The sequence below is a fragment of the Solibacillus sp. FSL K6-1781 genome (assembly GCF_038630735.1).
Classification (GTDB): domain Bacteria; phylum Bacillota; class Bacilli; order Bacillales_A; family Planococcaceae; genus Solibacillus; species Solibacillus silvestris.
This window is the reverse complement of the sequence record NZ_CP152038.1, coordinates 3,294,493-3,307,925: the sequence shown is the minus strand read 5'-3', so window position 1 is coordinate 3,307,925 and position 13,433 is coordinate 3,294,493. Positions and strand designations below refer to the sequence as shown.

Here is a 13,433-nt window from a genome sequence, read left to right as displayed (position 1 = left end):
CCCAAATTTAAAATTACTAACTTTAAAAAGAGTCCTATATGCAGCTCAATAATATTTAATCAGCTTAGCTTAAAAATATAATCTATCGGTTAGTAGCTCTTTAAAAAGCTTCCGTTCGTTTTTATCCCTTAACAATTTTCTAACCATTTTTCTCGATAAAAAATATTCCCTGATTTCATTATCTTCTTTTATTAATGTGAGTATAGATGGATTAATAATTATTAATTCTTGGAACCAATATTTTTCTTGAACTAAACTTATGTTAACTTCAATTTTCCTCTCCTTGGAAAGAGTGAGGTACTTTATATAAGCAAAAGTATCTTTTATTGTTTCCCAAATTGTTTCTTCATTTGTCTTCACCTATTTCTCTCCTCTATATTTAATATAAGTTGCAGATCTGATAATGAATAACCACATAATTTATTCGTAAAAGGTGATAATACAATATATAGGTAAAGTCTAAAGAGGTGAATTGAAAGAATGAAAAAGCTATTTTTAGTTTTAATACTATTTACTTCTTTTCAATCAGCAACAGTTTCATCAGATGATCCAACAGAAGACTCTAATGAACTTCAATTACAGGATATGCTAATGCTAATGCTTACTCCCTATATTGAAAAAGATTTGACTGACTATTATTATCCGAAGATTTTAACGGATGTTTCACCTCATGTTACACCTTGGAAAATTGAAGTGGTAGAAACAAAAAGAGTTAATGACTTTCGTGGCTTCCAATTGCAAATTACGTTTGAAATAGAACCTACCGATGGAGGGCAATGGATTCCAATAGGGAAGGACCGAATGACATATGAAATTTCTTCTGGACCTGAAGTTAGATTGATAAATCATACACACTTAAAAACTTATAAATATCCTCCAAAATGAAACCCTTATCAAGGCGTCGTTTGTAACCTTCATAAAAGCATGTTCTTCAACAATCTGGCCCTAAAACCGTACAATACTACTTTATGTATCCAATCTTTTCTAAAATCTTTTGGGTAGTATAATTTAATTCTGGTAAAGAATCTAATGGGAAGTAAGCCAACTCCAAACTTTCTTCATCTTTTTTTATATTTCCGGTTATCTTGCTAGCCTTAAAGATTACAGTGGCATTGTAGATCTCATCCCCATGAGGAAATTTATAATAAAACTCCTTACCAGAAGCTACTCCTAAAATTTCTAAGTGATTTGTAATAAGCCCCGTTTCTTCATACAATTCTTTTTTAGCTGTCTCTTCAAAACTATCGCCCAACTCCATCCCGCCCCCGGGAATTCCCCAATCTTTTGTGTCTGAACGTAATTGTAGTAATAATTCATTCTCCTTACTCATTACAATTATTGCTGAACCAGGAGCGATAATTGGTCTTGTTCCGATAATACTTCTAAGTGATTTAATATAGTTCATCATTTTCTCCTTTTGATTAGAATCTATTCTTCCTTCTACAATTCTTAATAAAGAAAGAGCTCGATTGATGAAGATTTTTTTAAGATGATAATAGTTGTTCAATAACTTCTTGATCTTCAGGGTATGTATAAATTAACTTTGAAATTTCATTACGATTCATCCATGTGATTTCTTCAATTTCTTCGTCTGGGTCATTATATTGAATATCACCACCAGTTATTTCACATAAAAAATATTTTGTTGTTACCTTATATTCTTTTATAATTGTCTTTTTTGTATGTAACTCTTTAACTATCTTAACTTCATAACCAGTTTCTTCTGCAACTTCGCGTATGCAAGCTTCCTCTACGGTTTCGCCATCTTCTACTCCCCCTGAAGGTATGCTCCAACTATTTGAATCTATTGTACGTATCATTAATACACGATTGTCTCTAATTATAATAGCTGAGGCACCATTCCAAAGCTTGTATTGCATAATCTCAACCTCCTATATTTTGTTATTTATTGTTGATTATAACACTATTTTTTTAACATCAGATATATTATGAAATGGTACCAATCGATTCTTTGATAATGAATTTAATGTTATAATATTTACCTTAAATGCCAATTTGGAGGGTATATATGAAAAGTTTTGGGAAGCGTAATTATGATTTGAATTATTCGAAAAGAACTGGAGCATATGCTGTTATTCAAAATGACCATCGACAATTTTTATGTGTAGAAGATATGGACGGAAATTTATTTTTGGTTGGGGGAGGCATAGAAGAAAAAGAATCTCCTGACCTTGCATTATTAAGAGAAAGTATTGAAGAAACAGGTCATGAAATCCAAATCGTTGAAGTTATAGGTAAAGCGGAAAGACATTGGGTTTCAGAAAAATATCCCAAAGATTCTCAACATAATATTGGAATACTTTACGTTTGTGAACTACTAGAAAAGGTAGCTGAACCGATTGAAAAAGAAACAATGCGTTGGGTCGAATTCAATTATTTAGAAAAGCATCTTTTCCATGAACATCATTTATACTTAATAAAACAGTATTTAAATATTGCCTAATTAATATAAAACTTTATACATAAAACATTCCTCAATGCCACTTTAATCACATTTTAATACAATCATATTCCCGATGATAGGAACCAAAACCCCTTATTCGATCGAATAAGGGGTTTATTAACACCTAAAAATAAAAACTTCTAAGCTTTTATTACTTGTTTACGAATACCGTTATTTCTTTAGCTTTGAATGTTAGCCTTTCAGAAACGGCGCTTAATGTTATTGGCTCTTCCATATATACTGAAACCTCGTTATTTTCAGCTAATTCCTCAAATGTTAATGCATCGCCAGCTTGAGTTTTAATCATCGTTTCGTCGGTTATTTTAATAGCACAAGAATAACCGATATCATCTTTGCTCTTATCTAATTTTCTAACTAAATCTGAACATTCAATATTGATGTGATCTGCTTCAATAGATTTTATTTCACCGTAAATAGAATGTGTTTCATTTGAACAAGCTGTTAACAAAATTAGACTTAATATTAAAATGAATTGCTTCATACCTAAGCACCTCCATATGTTTAATACTTCGGACACGTATTGTTATTATCCTTCATTCTGATTGCTGCTTTCGAAAATGCTACATGATGTATTTAATACGGGGAACGATAGGGGAGATAATAGGAAAATGAAAAAAACAGTGGGAAGCCTCTCTCACTGTTTTTCAATCATAACTCAACCAATATAAAACATTGGTCATCGTTATTATATTTACTATAAATCGTTTCCTTGTTTTCGAGTGCGCTCTGTATGATCTCTTTTGTCTGTGCTAATGGACTGGAGATGGATTCGTTCAATAAATGATTTAAAGTGTTTAACTCAAATGCTTCCGAAACCCCATCAGTATACAAAAGAATTCTTGTCCCGCGTTCATAGTGCAATGTTCTCGATTTAAAAAGTATATTTTCAAATGTTCCTAATGGCGGATTGGTTGCACCTAGCTCATGCTGTGCACCATTTTCTTCCTGTAGGATGGCAGGAGGGTGGCCTCCATTAATATATTCAATCGTCTGTGTGCTGATATCGATATTTAAATAGATTGCTGTACAGTAATGCCATGCATCCTGGTTGTTTTGAAATAAATCGTGCAAGTATTGGTCCAGCTCCTGCAATACGCTTTCAGGCGCTGCTTCCCGTGATATTAACTTCTGGAACATCGATTGAAGCGACATCGTAATTAAGGCCGATGAAACCCCATGCCCCATAACATCCAATAAAATAATCGCGTATTTTTGTGGGGTTACTTGATAAAATCCAAAAATATCGCCTGATAATGATTTGGAAGCACGGTAATAAGAGAGAATCTCAATATTGTCATTGGTGATGTCTTTCGTTAATGCGGTTTCCTGAATTTTTTTGGCAATCTGTAAATCACGCTCAGTTTCGCGCATGATTTTCGTGTTGATTTGATTAGCCTGCAAGAGATCCTGTTGCTTTCTTTCCAATTCTAAAAGAGCCAGTTCTTTTTCTAAGTAAGCATCTTCGGTCATCTTTCTGGCGTTGATGAGCGCATCTTCCAATGCACTGCGATTACGGATCGGAAAGATGACACAGGTTAACTGATGATTATCGTGGAAAGATGCATTTAATAATATAGGAATTTCCTCTTTCATTACGGTATGTAATGTCAGAAACATTTCCTCTACAGTATGCTTCACTTTAATCAGTGGGACTAAATAAAGCTGACAAAAAATCTGAGAGGAAGGAGATAATAGCATATTAAAATGATTTCCCATAAAGTGCTCAGATGATGGATAGTCCAGCCAATTTAGCAACGTCTTATTTATCATAAGAATTTCACCTTCTGAAGATAAAGTGATGAAACCGCACGGAGCGTTTTCTATAAGTTCATTCATTTAAATTTCCCACGCCCTCACCGATAAGGGGCATAGAATGCTCCAATAAGTAATTTTTAATCAATTGAATTGTTTCCTCTGGGTCGCTCATATGTGGACAGTGACCGATTGCATCCATATAGGCAATCGTACTGTTAGGCATATTCGCATGTAAGTACTCGCCAACTACCCTTGGCGCAATGACGTCTTCCGAGCATTGCAAAATAAGGGAAGGTACCGTAGCTTTCGTAATATCTTGACGATTATCAGTAAAAAAACAAGCTTTTGCAAAAGTATTGGCAAATAAAGGATCGGTTGAACAGAAGCGATCTTCCAAATCTTTTGCCACATCTGCATTTGCTGTGTTGTTCAATAATGTAATCGAGAAAGCATTGGCCCAACCGATATAATTTTTTTCCATCAAATCCATTAAGCTGAGCAAGTCTTTCATTTCAAAACCCCCGTAATACTCAGGGGGATCATTTATATAACTTGGCGATGGAGCGATCATGATCAGTTGTGAGAAATACTCCGGTTTCGATAACGAAGCCAATAAACCAATCATACTGCTTACCGAGTGACCGACAAAAATAGCTTCCTTTAAATCGAGCGTCTCACAAACATCTAAAAGATCCTGCACATAACCGGACAGTTCACCATATTTAATAAGGTCAAAAGCGGTAATATCTGAATTTCCAAACCCGACATAATCAAATAAAATCACATGATAATCCTCTTCAAAAGCAGGAAAAACATCATTCCATACCGTTTGGTCGCAACCAAATCCAGCAGCGAATATTATAGGCTTTTTACCTTTACCTCGAATATGTACGTTATTACGTTTAAACGTATTTTGACTCATGAAATAGCCCTCCCTTCAAATGGTCACTTATAACATTTTGATTTATATATGTTTAAACATTTTTAAGCATCATGTTAACTTCCTAATTAACAATCATTCTGTATGAAATTAGGATATAAGTAAAGGAATATGACTATTTTATAGTAGTAATCTATGAATTTATATTTTGAGTACTTCATTTGAAAATAGAAGTAGTGAGAGAAATTTAATGAAAAATAAACAATGTGTTCAATTTTGTGCATTGCTTCATCCACCCATTCGTCTTACAATTTAATCATAGAAATGAACAGTGTGTTCAATTTTGAGGAGGAAGCAAACAATGAGTAAATTATCAAAACTATTAATGGCAATTGCTAGTATTATATTAATCGGATTTTTGGGGAAAGCACTTATTTTAGATGAAGCGGTGAAAGGATATTTAGTAACATTCTTTTTTGTTGGATCAGGGTTGGCGTTATTACGTTTAATGATTAATGCGATGATTGGTAAAATGAAAGGGAAGCATATTTTGGTGAAAATCGGATTCTTCGCTGTACTTTTAGGTCTTGGTATACCGTTCCAAAGCTGGTTCCGTACAGAAGTTATTTTCTCCATGAGTAAAGCGTTTATTGTCCCTAGTATTTCAGTGATGGTCGCAAGTGTTGTATTGATGACAATTGTATATGGCATTATTGGCAAACGTATTCATGTAGCTCGCGTGTTGAAAAAATGCAATTAAATTAACGCCCATAAAGTTGGGTGCAAATTCAAGTCGTTAAAGGACAGGAAGAAATTTCCTTATCTTGGTACGAAAGCCCCTAATTCTACAATTATTATATCAATAAAATATCCATTTATTTTTTATAATGTGCTACATTATAAGGAAAAAGTGTTAATTAAGAGAGGGTAAACCAATAATGGGTTCGCAATTGACCATGTATATTACGCTTGTTTGTACGTCAGGCGTATTGAATTTGTACTTATGTCTCTATGCCTTTAGCAAACGTCATAAATATACGAATATCGCAAATTATTTTATTTTTTACACAGCAGCCATTAGTATCTACTGTTTTGCTACAGGCATGACTTTAATTTCGACGTCGCTCGAGCAAATCAGTTTCTGGAACACTATTCTCTACATTGGGATGCCAACGTCAGCAACATTAGGCTTATTGTATGTCATGAGCTATTTAGGATTTAAGCTGTCGTTTAGAAGAAGCATGCTCATACTTCTCATTCCGTTTATTACAATTATTATGGTAGCGACAAATCACTGGCATCATCTTCACTATCGCATATTTGAGCTGGACCCGAATTTAGGAGCACCATTCGTTTACCAGGAAATCGGCATGTGGTATATGGTGCACGGTGTATACACGTTTTCCAGCATGTTTGTCGCCTTTTTACTGTTGCTCTCTCATTGGAAGGAAACGTCGAAGCCATACCGTCCACAATTGATCGCGTTAATGTTTGGTCAGCTAGTTCCGATGGTGACGGCTTTTCTTTATTTGAACGGACTCACACCGGCGGGAGTTGATCCGGTACCGATGATTTTATGGCTTTCTTCATTATTATATTTATGGGCGATTAACTCATCAGCGCTGTTTCGGATTATGCCGATTGCGAAAGATACCATCTATAATAGTATCAATGATGGTGCCATCGTACTGGATGAATCGAACCGTCTCATCGAGTTCAATCAAGCATCAAAAGCGATGATGCCGAATTTGAACAAATCAATGTTCGGCAATAACTTCGTGAATTTTTGGAAGGATCAGACAGGGGAGGCCCTGCCATTCAAATTAATAGCCGATGGAGTCGCCACCCAAGAAATAAAGCTATGTTCTGAAGGGGCAGAACGGATTTATCAAGTCCGGATTACTTCATTAGATCAAGCGAGAAATAGAAAAGGGTTGTTGTTAGTTTTTACGGATATTACCGAGATCAAAAGACTGCAGGAAAAATTGGAGCAGCAGGCTTACTATGATGAGCTCACAAAGATTTATAATCGGCGCGCATTTTTACAGCAATGTGAACAGGATTTTGAGGCAGCTAGAGAAACAGGTTTGCCATTTACGGTTCTCTTGATGGATATCGATTATTTTAAACGAGTGAATGATACGTATGGGCATCATGTTGGGGACCAACTGCTCGTACATGTCGTGAAGGTTTGCCAAACACAATTGCAGGAAGGGCATTTCTTTGCTCGTTACGGCGGGGAAGAGTTCGTCATTGCACTGAAGGGATCTGAAGAAGCGGAGGGTGTAACATTAGCCGACCAACTTCGGAGTGCTGTTGAGAAGGCGATGCTTATGACAGAAGCGGGAAAAATTTCGGCTACGCTAAGTATTGGTGTCGCGGAAGTGGTGGATTGGCCAACAGAAACACTGTATCAGCTGTTGCATAAAGCAGATACGGCTTTATATACGGCGAAGGAAGAAGGACGCAACTGCGTGAAAGTGTATGTGTCGAGTGAGGGAGTAGTTAAATGATGAGTTTGAACCGGCATGGAAAAGTTCATGCTGGTTTTTTATATTGGTGGGACGTGCGCGATTTATGAGCTTGGATCCATACTACCTAGACTTAGGAGAATATGTTAGCATAGTAAAATAATAGCTATACGTTTTATGGGAGGTTGGATATGGTCCATGGACATTCAAAGCTGATTTCTATAAGAATGAGCTTAATCTTAGTTCAAATCATATGTGCAGGTTTCTTAGTTAAAAATATACAGCTTATTATGAACCCACCATCAATCGTTGCTAAATGGCTTGCGGGGATTTCCTTTATCCTATTTTTGTTTTTATTCACCGTAAATTTAATATCGATTTTAAAGTTTGGGAAATTTAAAGAATCAAAATTAACTTTCCAAAAGTGAGGGATTGGCATGGTAGGATGGATCTTAAGTGGCTTACTATGGTTATTTTTAATTGTGAAATTTTATAAAAACAGAGAGATTTTTAAACAGCTATCAAAAAAAGAGTGGTTACAAGGTGGCGGCGGATTTTTAGTAGCATGGGCTGTAGCGATATTCGTCATTATGTGTGGTTCCCATTTTACAGACGCCATACAGATCGATTGGATAGCTAACATATTAGAAATTGTATTGATTTTGATTGGATTGGGTTTAGCAGGATATATTATGCATAAAACATTGCCTGAAAAGCTAAAAGAGTTTTACTCGTAACATGAGCAAAGAGTCGGAGGTAGCAAATGGATGAAATAATTGGATATGCAGTAGTTTGTATTATTATTGCAGGTTTATTTTATGCTTTAGTCAAACAAGTTAAAGAAACAAGGAGCAGCGAACACATTGTGGGCAGTCCGATGTTTCGAAAACAAATGGCAAGAAAAAATATTGTGATGACAGCTGCGTTATTTGGAATTCTCGTATTTTTCACTTTAAATATTGTGAGCGGTTTATATATCACTTCAACTTTATCTAACAGCTTCACTAACCTTGCAACTTTGATTAGTTTTTTTGTTTACTTTTTTGCAAAGTTTGCAATGAAACCAAAGCAGGGCAATTTGCGTAGGAATTTGTATCATTAAGCTTTTAAGAAGTAGGAGAGTGCTGCGATGAGAAAACGCTTTTCCAATTTAGATCAAATTGATCGGCTCGGGACATTTAAAGATGTGCTGAAATGGCAGCGGTCAAAGCAAAAGAAATTGATCGATTACGAAGTGCCGCAGTGTGAAGAAAAGCAGATTGCGTTCCTAAAAAGTAACCGTACAGAGCAGTCCGTTACTTGGATTGGCCACTCGACTTTTTTGATTCAAAAAGAAGGGCTCAATATTTTAACAGACCCGGTTTGGGCATATTGGATGGGTGTGGCGAAACGGTTAACCGAGCCGGGATTACGGTTAGATGAGCTGCCCGAAATTGATATCGTACTTATCTCGCATGCGCATTACGATCACCTGCACGTACCGACGTTAAAGTTGTTGAAGAAACGAAACCCGAATGTATTGTTTCTCATTCCGGAAGGGCTCGGTTATTTGATGAAGCGTCATAAATTGCCAAACTTTATCGAGCTTTCGTGGTATGACAAGCATGAGGCGGGCCTGCTTGAAATTCATTTCGTACCCGCTCAGCATTGGACGAGACGCATGCTTTGGGATACGAATACATCGCATTGGGGCGGATTTGTACTGCAAACGGCGTCAGATGCGCAAAGCATTTATTACGCCGGAGACAGCGGGTATTTTCGGGGCTTCAAAGATATTGGGGAACGCTTCAACATACATACAGCGCTAATGCCAATCGGTGCATATGAGCCGGAATGGTTTATGCATGCCTCCCACGTGACACCGGAAGAAGCAATCCAGGCGTTTTGTGATGTAGGGGCGCAAGTGTTTATCCCGATGCATTACGGTGCGTATATGCTGGCAGATGAGACGCCAAAGGAAGCGATTGACCGGCTGCATTTTCATTGGCAGCAGGCGGCTTTGGCAAATGTGGAGTTGAAAACGATGGCGATTGGGGAGACGTTTAGAGGCTGAAGGAGAAGTAATAAAGCGGTTGGAATATGCAAATTCAAATGACCTGGAAATGGACAATAAATAAGATTTCCTCTTGTATTGATACAAGTGCATAAGGATACCTATAACTCAGATATATTCTTCATAAACCTTGAAAAGAGGGTGGGACATAACCCAAAATTGCCATTGTTCTCTGAGAGAAAAATGGCAATTTTTTGATGAGCTTAAAAATTGATTTCCATTTCGGGACGCTTTCCGCGGGCGTGGCCTGAGCCTGTAGTCTCAGGCATCACGCTATTCCCGCAGGAGTTGCCCTCCATTCCAATCAATTTTATAAAATATCCGTTTCTTAATAAAGATTAAATACTTATTTAATGGAATTTCTACTTAAGGCTTTTATTGAGCGGCGGTTATTAAGGCAGAGACTAGCCAATTAATACACGCCTCCTCCTCAATTCATACTGTTCCTGAAAGAGCGCTGCATGTTAAAAAAGTTCAACGAAACAGCAATGCCGCATAATACAAAGACACTACCGATAATCTGTACAGCCGAAATGCCATCGCCAAGGAAAATGAAAGACAAGGCTATCGTAATTAACGGTTCCAGATTTAAGAAAAGTGCTCCAACAGATGCCCCGACTTTCGGCATTTCTTTATTCCACACTAAATTACTTAGCCCATGTATTAAAATAGCCGATACGACCAGTAAGACAAGGATGGGCGATTCAACATTCCGGATTTCGGTTAATTGCGGAATGGATGAAAATGGAAGAAGAAAGAGCAGCCCGAAAAAAACTGTGCTGAACGTAAGGGTGAGACTGTTCATATCTTTGCTCAATACTTGCAGGCATACTAGAAATCCTGCAAAACTCACCATCGTTAAAACACTAAAAAGTTCGCCGGTACCAAAGGTGAAATGAATCTCTCCTTTAAAAGAAACGATAATGATGACACCGATGAAAGAGAGTACAGAGCCCAACCAAAAGGAGCGCGGTTTCTTTTCTTTAAAGAGCATCTTATTCAAGATACCTGTCGTAATAGGTGTCAGCGCTAAAATATATGCTGCGACAATCGGAGTAGTAGTTTCCATGCTTTTGAAAAAAGAATAATGGTTAATACTGACGCCCAGCAAGGCTGCAAACATTAAGAGCAGCCATAATTTTACGGTAGGCAGTTTCAATTGTATTTGCCGATAGCCTATGAGCACTAAAAAAAGTACGATGCAAACGAGCCGGATTATAGTAATCGTCAAAGAATTTACGTACTCAACTAGAACGCTCGCAATAATAAAGTTAGAAGCCCATAAACTAACGCAAATTAACAGGATAAAGTATGTTCTGATCATGTGGTGATGAGTGAGTTAAATAGCTTACCTTTATTCATGACGGTGCGTTGTTTTGGTAAACGGGCTACTGCCTCCGCGCTGCAGCTTACAGGGACAAAAACAAAGCTTGCCTCATCGCCGATTTTTGGCCACTGTTGTTGACCTTGTGCATTTAAAGGCGTGATATGGTTTGTAATATATCCTAATGATTTGCGTAGTCCGCGCTCATCAATTTTTCGCGTTACATCCGCAAAAATATTTGCCTTCTCCAAAATATCACCAGATCCGTATGGGCTCCATGAATCGTAGAAACCATCGAAGCCAAAGTGCACTTCCACTCCGTGTTCTGTTAATAAGTCAATTGGCGGGATCACTCGCCCTAAATTAAATGGCACCGTAGACATAATGCGAATATCGTGTTTCTTTAATCGTTTAGCAATCGCAATCTGTTCAGGTACACTCACATCGCCTAAACTGAAAGCATGGCTGAAATCGGTACGGTGTCCAAAGTTATGTTCCTCGATTAGATCGATCCATTTATCAATTGTATAATAGCCTAAATACCCGCTGTCATGTAGATGAATGTCTACATCTACCCCGTATTCTTCGGCGATTTGCATTGTTAGGCGAAGGGAGTTTTCGATGTCTCCATCAATGCCCCCCGGATCCAATCCACCAAGCATTGTCGCGCCATTTTCAAGCGCTTTTCGCAGAAGATCTGGAACGTCATCCCGCATCAATCCGTGTTGGGGAAATGCAATGATATCAGCAGTAACGAAGTCTTTGTATTTTTTTAATGCCTTTACAACCCCCTCCAGATTTTTTAAGCCAATATAAGGGTCTACATTAATATGTGTACGAATATGGTTCACACCATTTGCGATAATTTTTTCGATCATTGCAGAAGCGCGCTGTTCAATTGATTCGCTTAGCAATTCAAGTTCTTGTGCTTCATAGTGCAGGCGTTCTTTCAAGTTTTTTACTGGTCGGCAAGCTTTCCAGTCTAAAGATAAGTACGTTTTATCCAAATGGTTATGCATTTCTTTAAAAATAGGAAGCGCTAATTGGCCTTCTAAATCGATACCATTCGAGGCATTGACTGGCGCTGTTGCTTGGACAATGTCGACAATATGCCCATCGTGAGAAATCTCAAGATGGAATAATTCTGTAGTCGTTTCAATACGGTTGTTACTGTGGACAATTTCACCGGTTTCTAAACGTACATTTTTAAGCCATTGATTCATCGGAATTCTCCTTCCAAAACAGTTGTGTTGCTGTGGATTATTTTTCCTTTGGAAATAACGTTTGTAATAGTACAGCGTCTAGCTACAACGTGCGCACTGCTGGAGCCATCTACTAAAAGGAAGTTTGCTGCGTCCCCGAGCTTCGGCCAGATTTGTTGGCCGTCCCAATCTAAAGGTGTCAGTCCGTTTGCGGCATATTTCCAGGTTTGTCCTAATGAACGCTCATCAATATATTTAAAGCGCTCAGCCAGTGTATTCAGTTTATGAATCGTATCACCAGAACCAAAAGGCGACCAGTGATCTGTCAGACTATCATGACCGACTGACACTTTAACTCCGTTATCATATAAATACTTGACCGGGATAGTGGAACGGTTTTGCCCAATCGGAATCGTGGAAGTAACATCGATGCCCAAAGCAGCCATTCGAGTGACAAGTGGTGCTAATTGTCCTTCATCCAAATCCGACAGCGCAATCGCATGGCTGATTGTAACTTCATTTTTAAAGTTGTGTTCTTCGATAATATCGATTAATGTATGGATTTCCAACGCGCCGAGCAAATCTCGGTCATGTAAATGAATATCAATATGCTTGTTGTAAGTTTGCGCAATTTCAACGATCAACTCCAAAGAACGGCGTGTTTCACGATCCACAATTGCAGGGTCTACACCACCGACATGTGTTGCTCCAAGTTCCATCGCTTCTCTCATTAAAGGTTCTACATTTGAGCGCAATAATCCATGTTGCGGGAAAGCGACGATATCATACGTGATTTTGTCTGCAAAAGAGTCAAGAACTTCTTTTGTGATTTTAATATGCTCAACCCCAATTTGAGGGTCGACATTACAATGGCTGCGAATATGTGTATGACCTTGTGCAATCAAATGCTCAACCATTTTGACTGCGCGTTCTTTTGCTACTGGCAATTGTAAAGGCAATAGCGCAATTTCTTCTTTAATGCGTGTAAAGATGCCTTCTGTAATAGGTGTTGGGGCAATCCATTCACCGCCAAAGTAAGTTTTGTCGATATGAATATGCATTTCTCTAAACGAAGGCAACAGAAGCTTCCCATTTGCTTGGATCGTCTCTATAAATGGTTCTGAAATTTCCTTTTCAATCGCTGTGATTTGACCATCCTTAATGAGGATGTCGAAATTCTCTGTTTTCGTACCTGTTACTATATCGGCTTCGAAAATATAACCGGTTTCTAATTTTGCGTTTTTAATTAATAGATTCATGTTA

Annotated in this window: 16 protein-coding genes; 7 read left to right on the top strand and 9 right to left on the bottom strand. The window is 37.7% G+C overall.

The window, feature by feature from the left end:
- Positions 1-69 precede the first annotated feature (69 nt).
- Positions 70-360, bottom strand: a complete 291-nt coding sequence (locus tag MHH37_RS16755) for a hypothetical protein (RefSeq protein WP_342573891.1) — start codon at positions 358-360, stop codon at positions 70-72.
- A 120-nt stretch (positions 361-480) separates the two neighbouring features.
- Here MHH37_RS16755 and MHH37_RS16750 point away from each other — a divergent pair, with 120 nt between their 5' ends.
- Positions 481-885, top strand: coding sequence for a DUF3888 domain-containing protein (locus MHH37_RS16750; RefSeq protein ID WP_342573889.1), 405 nt, complete (start codon positions 481-483; stop codon positions 883-885).
- A 76-nt stretch (positions 886-961) separates the two neighbouring features.
- Here MHH37_RS16750 and MHH37_RS16745 read toward each other — a convergent pair whose 3' ends face one another.
- Positions 962-1,405 (bottom strand): NUDIX hydrolase, encoded by a 444-nt coding sequence (locus tag MHH37_RS16745; protein ID WP_342573887.1) that lies wholly within the window; start codon positions 1,403-1,405, stop codon positions 962-964.
- Positions 1,406-1,484: 79 nt separating this feature from the next.
- Complete coding sequence (locus tag MHH37_RS16740; RefSeq protein WP_014822900.1) at positions 1,485-1,880, bottom strand: NUDIX hydrolase; 396 nt, start codon at positions 1,878-1,880, stop codon at positions 1,485-1,487.
- Positions 1,881-2,029: 149 nt separating this feature from the next.
- Between MHH37_RS16740 and MHH37_RS16735 the strand changes: the two genes are divergently transcribed.
- On the top strand, positions 2,030-2,464 hold the full coding sequence (locus MHH37_RS16735; RefSeq protein ID WP_342573886.1) for an NUDIX domain-containing protein: 435 nt from the start codon (positions 2,030-2,032) through the stop codon (positions 2,462-2,464).
- Between the two features lie 151 nt (positions 2,465-2,615).
- Here the strand turns inward: MHH37_RS16735 and MHH37_RS16730 are convergent, their stop codons facing one another.
- From MHH37_RS16730 to MHH37_RS16720, 3 genes are all read right to left on the bottom strand, one after another.
- On the bottom strand, positions 2,616-2,966 hold the full coding sequence (locus tag MHH37_RS16730) for a hypothetical protein (protein ID WP_342573885.1): 351 nt from the start codon (positions 2,964-2,966) through the stop codon (positions 2,616-2,618).
- A 167-nt stretch (positions 2,967-3,133) separates the two neighbouring features.
- Positions 3,134-4,255 (bottom strand): PP2C family protein-serine/threonine phosphatase, encoded by a 1,122-nt coding sequence (locus MHH37_RS16725; protein WP_342573884.1) that lies wholly within the window; start codon positions 4,253-4,255, stop codon positions 3,134-3,136.
- 58 nt (positions 4,256-4,313) lie between these two features.
- Positions 4,314-5,162 carry an alpha/beta hydrolase gene (locus MHH37_RS16720; protein ID WP_342573883.1) on the bottom strand — a complete coding sequence of 283 codons (849 nt, stop codon included), beginning with the start codon at positions 5,160-5,162 and terminating at the stop codon, positions 4,314-4,316.
- A gap of 319 nt (positions 5,163-5,481) precedes the next feature.
- Here MHH37_RS16720 and MHH37_RS16715 point away from each other — a divergent pair, with 319 nt between their 5' ends.
- From MHH37_RS16715 to MHH37_RS16695, 5 genes are all read left to right on the top strand, one after another.
- Complete coding sequence (locus tag MHH37_RS16715; RefSeq protein WP_342573882.1) at positions 5,482-5,880, top strand: MFS transporter permease; 399 nt, start codon at positions 5,482-5,484, stop codon at positions 5,878-5,880.
- Between the two features lie 178 nt (positions 5,881-6,058).
- Positions 6,059-7,633: a histidine kinase N-terminal 7TM domain-containing protein gene (locus MHH37_RS16710; protein WP_342573880.1), complete on the top strand. Its 1,575-nt coding sequence runs from the start codon at positions 6,059-6,061 to the stop codon at positions 7,631-7,633.
- A 395-nt stretch (positions 7,634-8,028) separates the two neighbouring features.
- Positions 8,029-8,328 (top strand): hypothetical protein, encoded by a 300-nt coding sequence (locus MHH37_RS16705; RefSeq protein WP_342573878.1) that lies wholly within the window; start codon positions 8,029-8,031, stop codon positions 8,326-8,328.
- Between the two features lie 26 nt (positions 8,329-8,354).
- The gene (locus tag MHH37_RS16700; protein ID WP_008405329.1) at positions 8,355-8,693 is read left to right on the top strand and encodes a hypothetical protein; all 339 of its coding nucleotides are present in this window, start codon (positions 8,355-8,357) and stop codon (positions 8,691-8,693) included.
- Between the two features lie 27 nt (positions 8,694-8,720).
- Positions 8,721-9,644 carry an MBL fold metallo-hydrolase gene (locus MHH37_RS16695; RefSeq protein WP_342573874.1) on the top strand — a complete coding sequence of 308 codons (924 nt, stop codon included), beginning with the start codon at positions 8,721-8,723 and terminating at the stop codon, positions 9,642-9,644.
- 430 nt (positions 9,645-10,074) lie between these two features.
- On the opposite strand, the gene MHH37_RS16690 is transcribed toward MHH37_RS16695, so the two are convergent.
- Genes MHH37_RS16690 through MHH37_RS16680 form a run of 3 tightly spaced genes read right to left on the bottom strand, consistent with a single transcriptional unit; the run spans position 10,075 to position 13,429 of the window.
- Positions 10,075-10,968: a DMT family transporter gene (locus MHH37_RS16690; RefSeq protein WP_342573872.1), complete on the bottom strand. Its 894-nt coding sequence runs from the start codon at positions 10,966-10,968 to the stop codon at positions 10,075-10,077.
- Positions 10,965-12,191 (bottom strand): amidohydrolase, encoded by a 1,227-nt coding sequence (locus MHH37_RS16685; protein ID WP_342573871.1) that lies wholly within the window; start codon positions 12,189-12,191, stop codon positions 10,965-10,967. The genes MHH37_RS16690 and MHH37_RS16685 overlap by 4 nt, the downstream gene beginning before the upstream one ends.
- The gene (locus tag MHH37_RS16680) at positions 12,188-13,429 is read right to left on the bottom strand and encodes an amidohydrolase (RefSeq protein ID WP_342573870.1); all 1,242 of its coding nucleotides are present in this window, start codon (positions 13,427-13,429) and stop codon (positions 12,188-12,190) included. Before MHH37_RS16680 ends, MHH37_RS16685 begins: the two co-directional genes overlap by 4 nt.
- Positions 13,430-13,433: the final 4 nt, after the last annotated feature.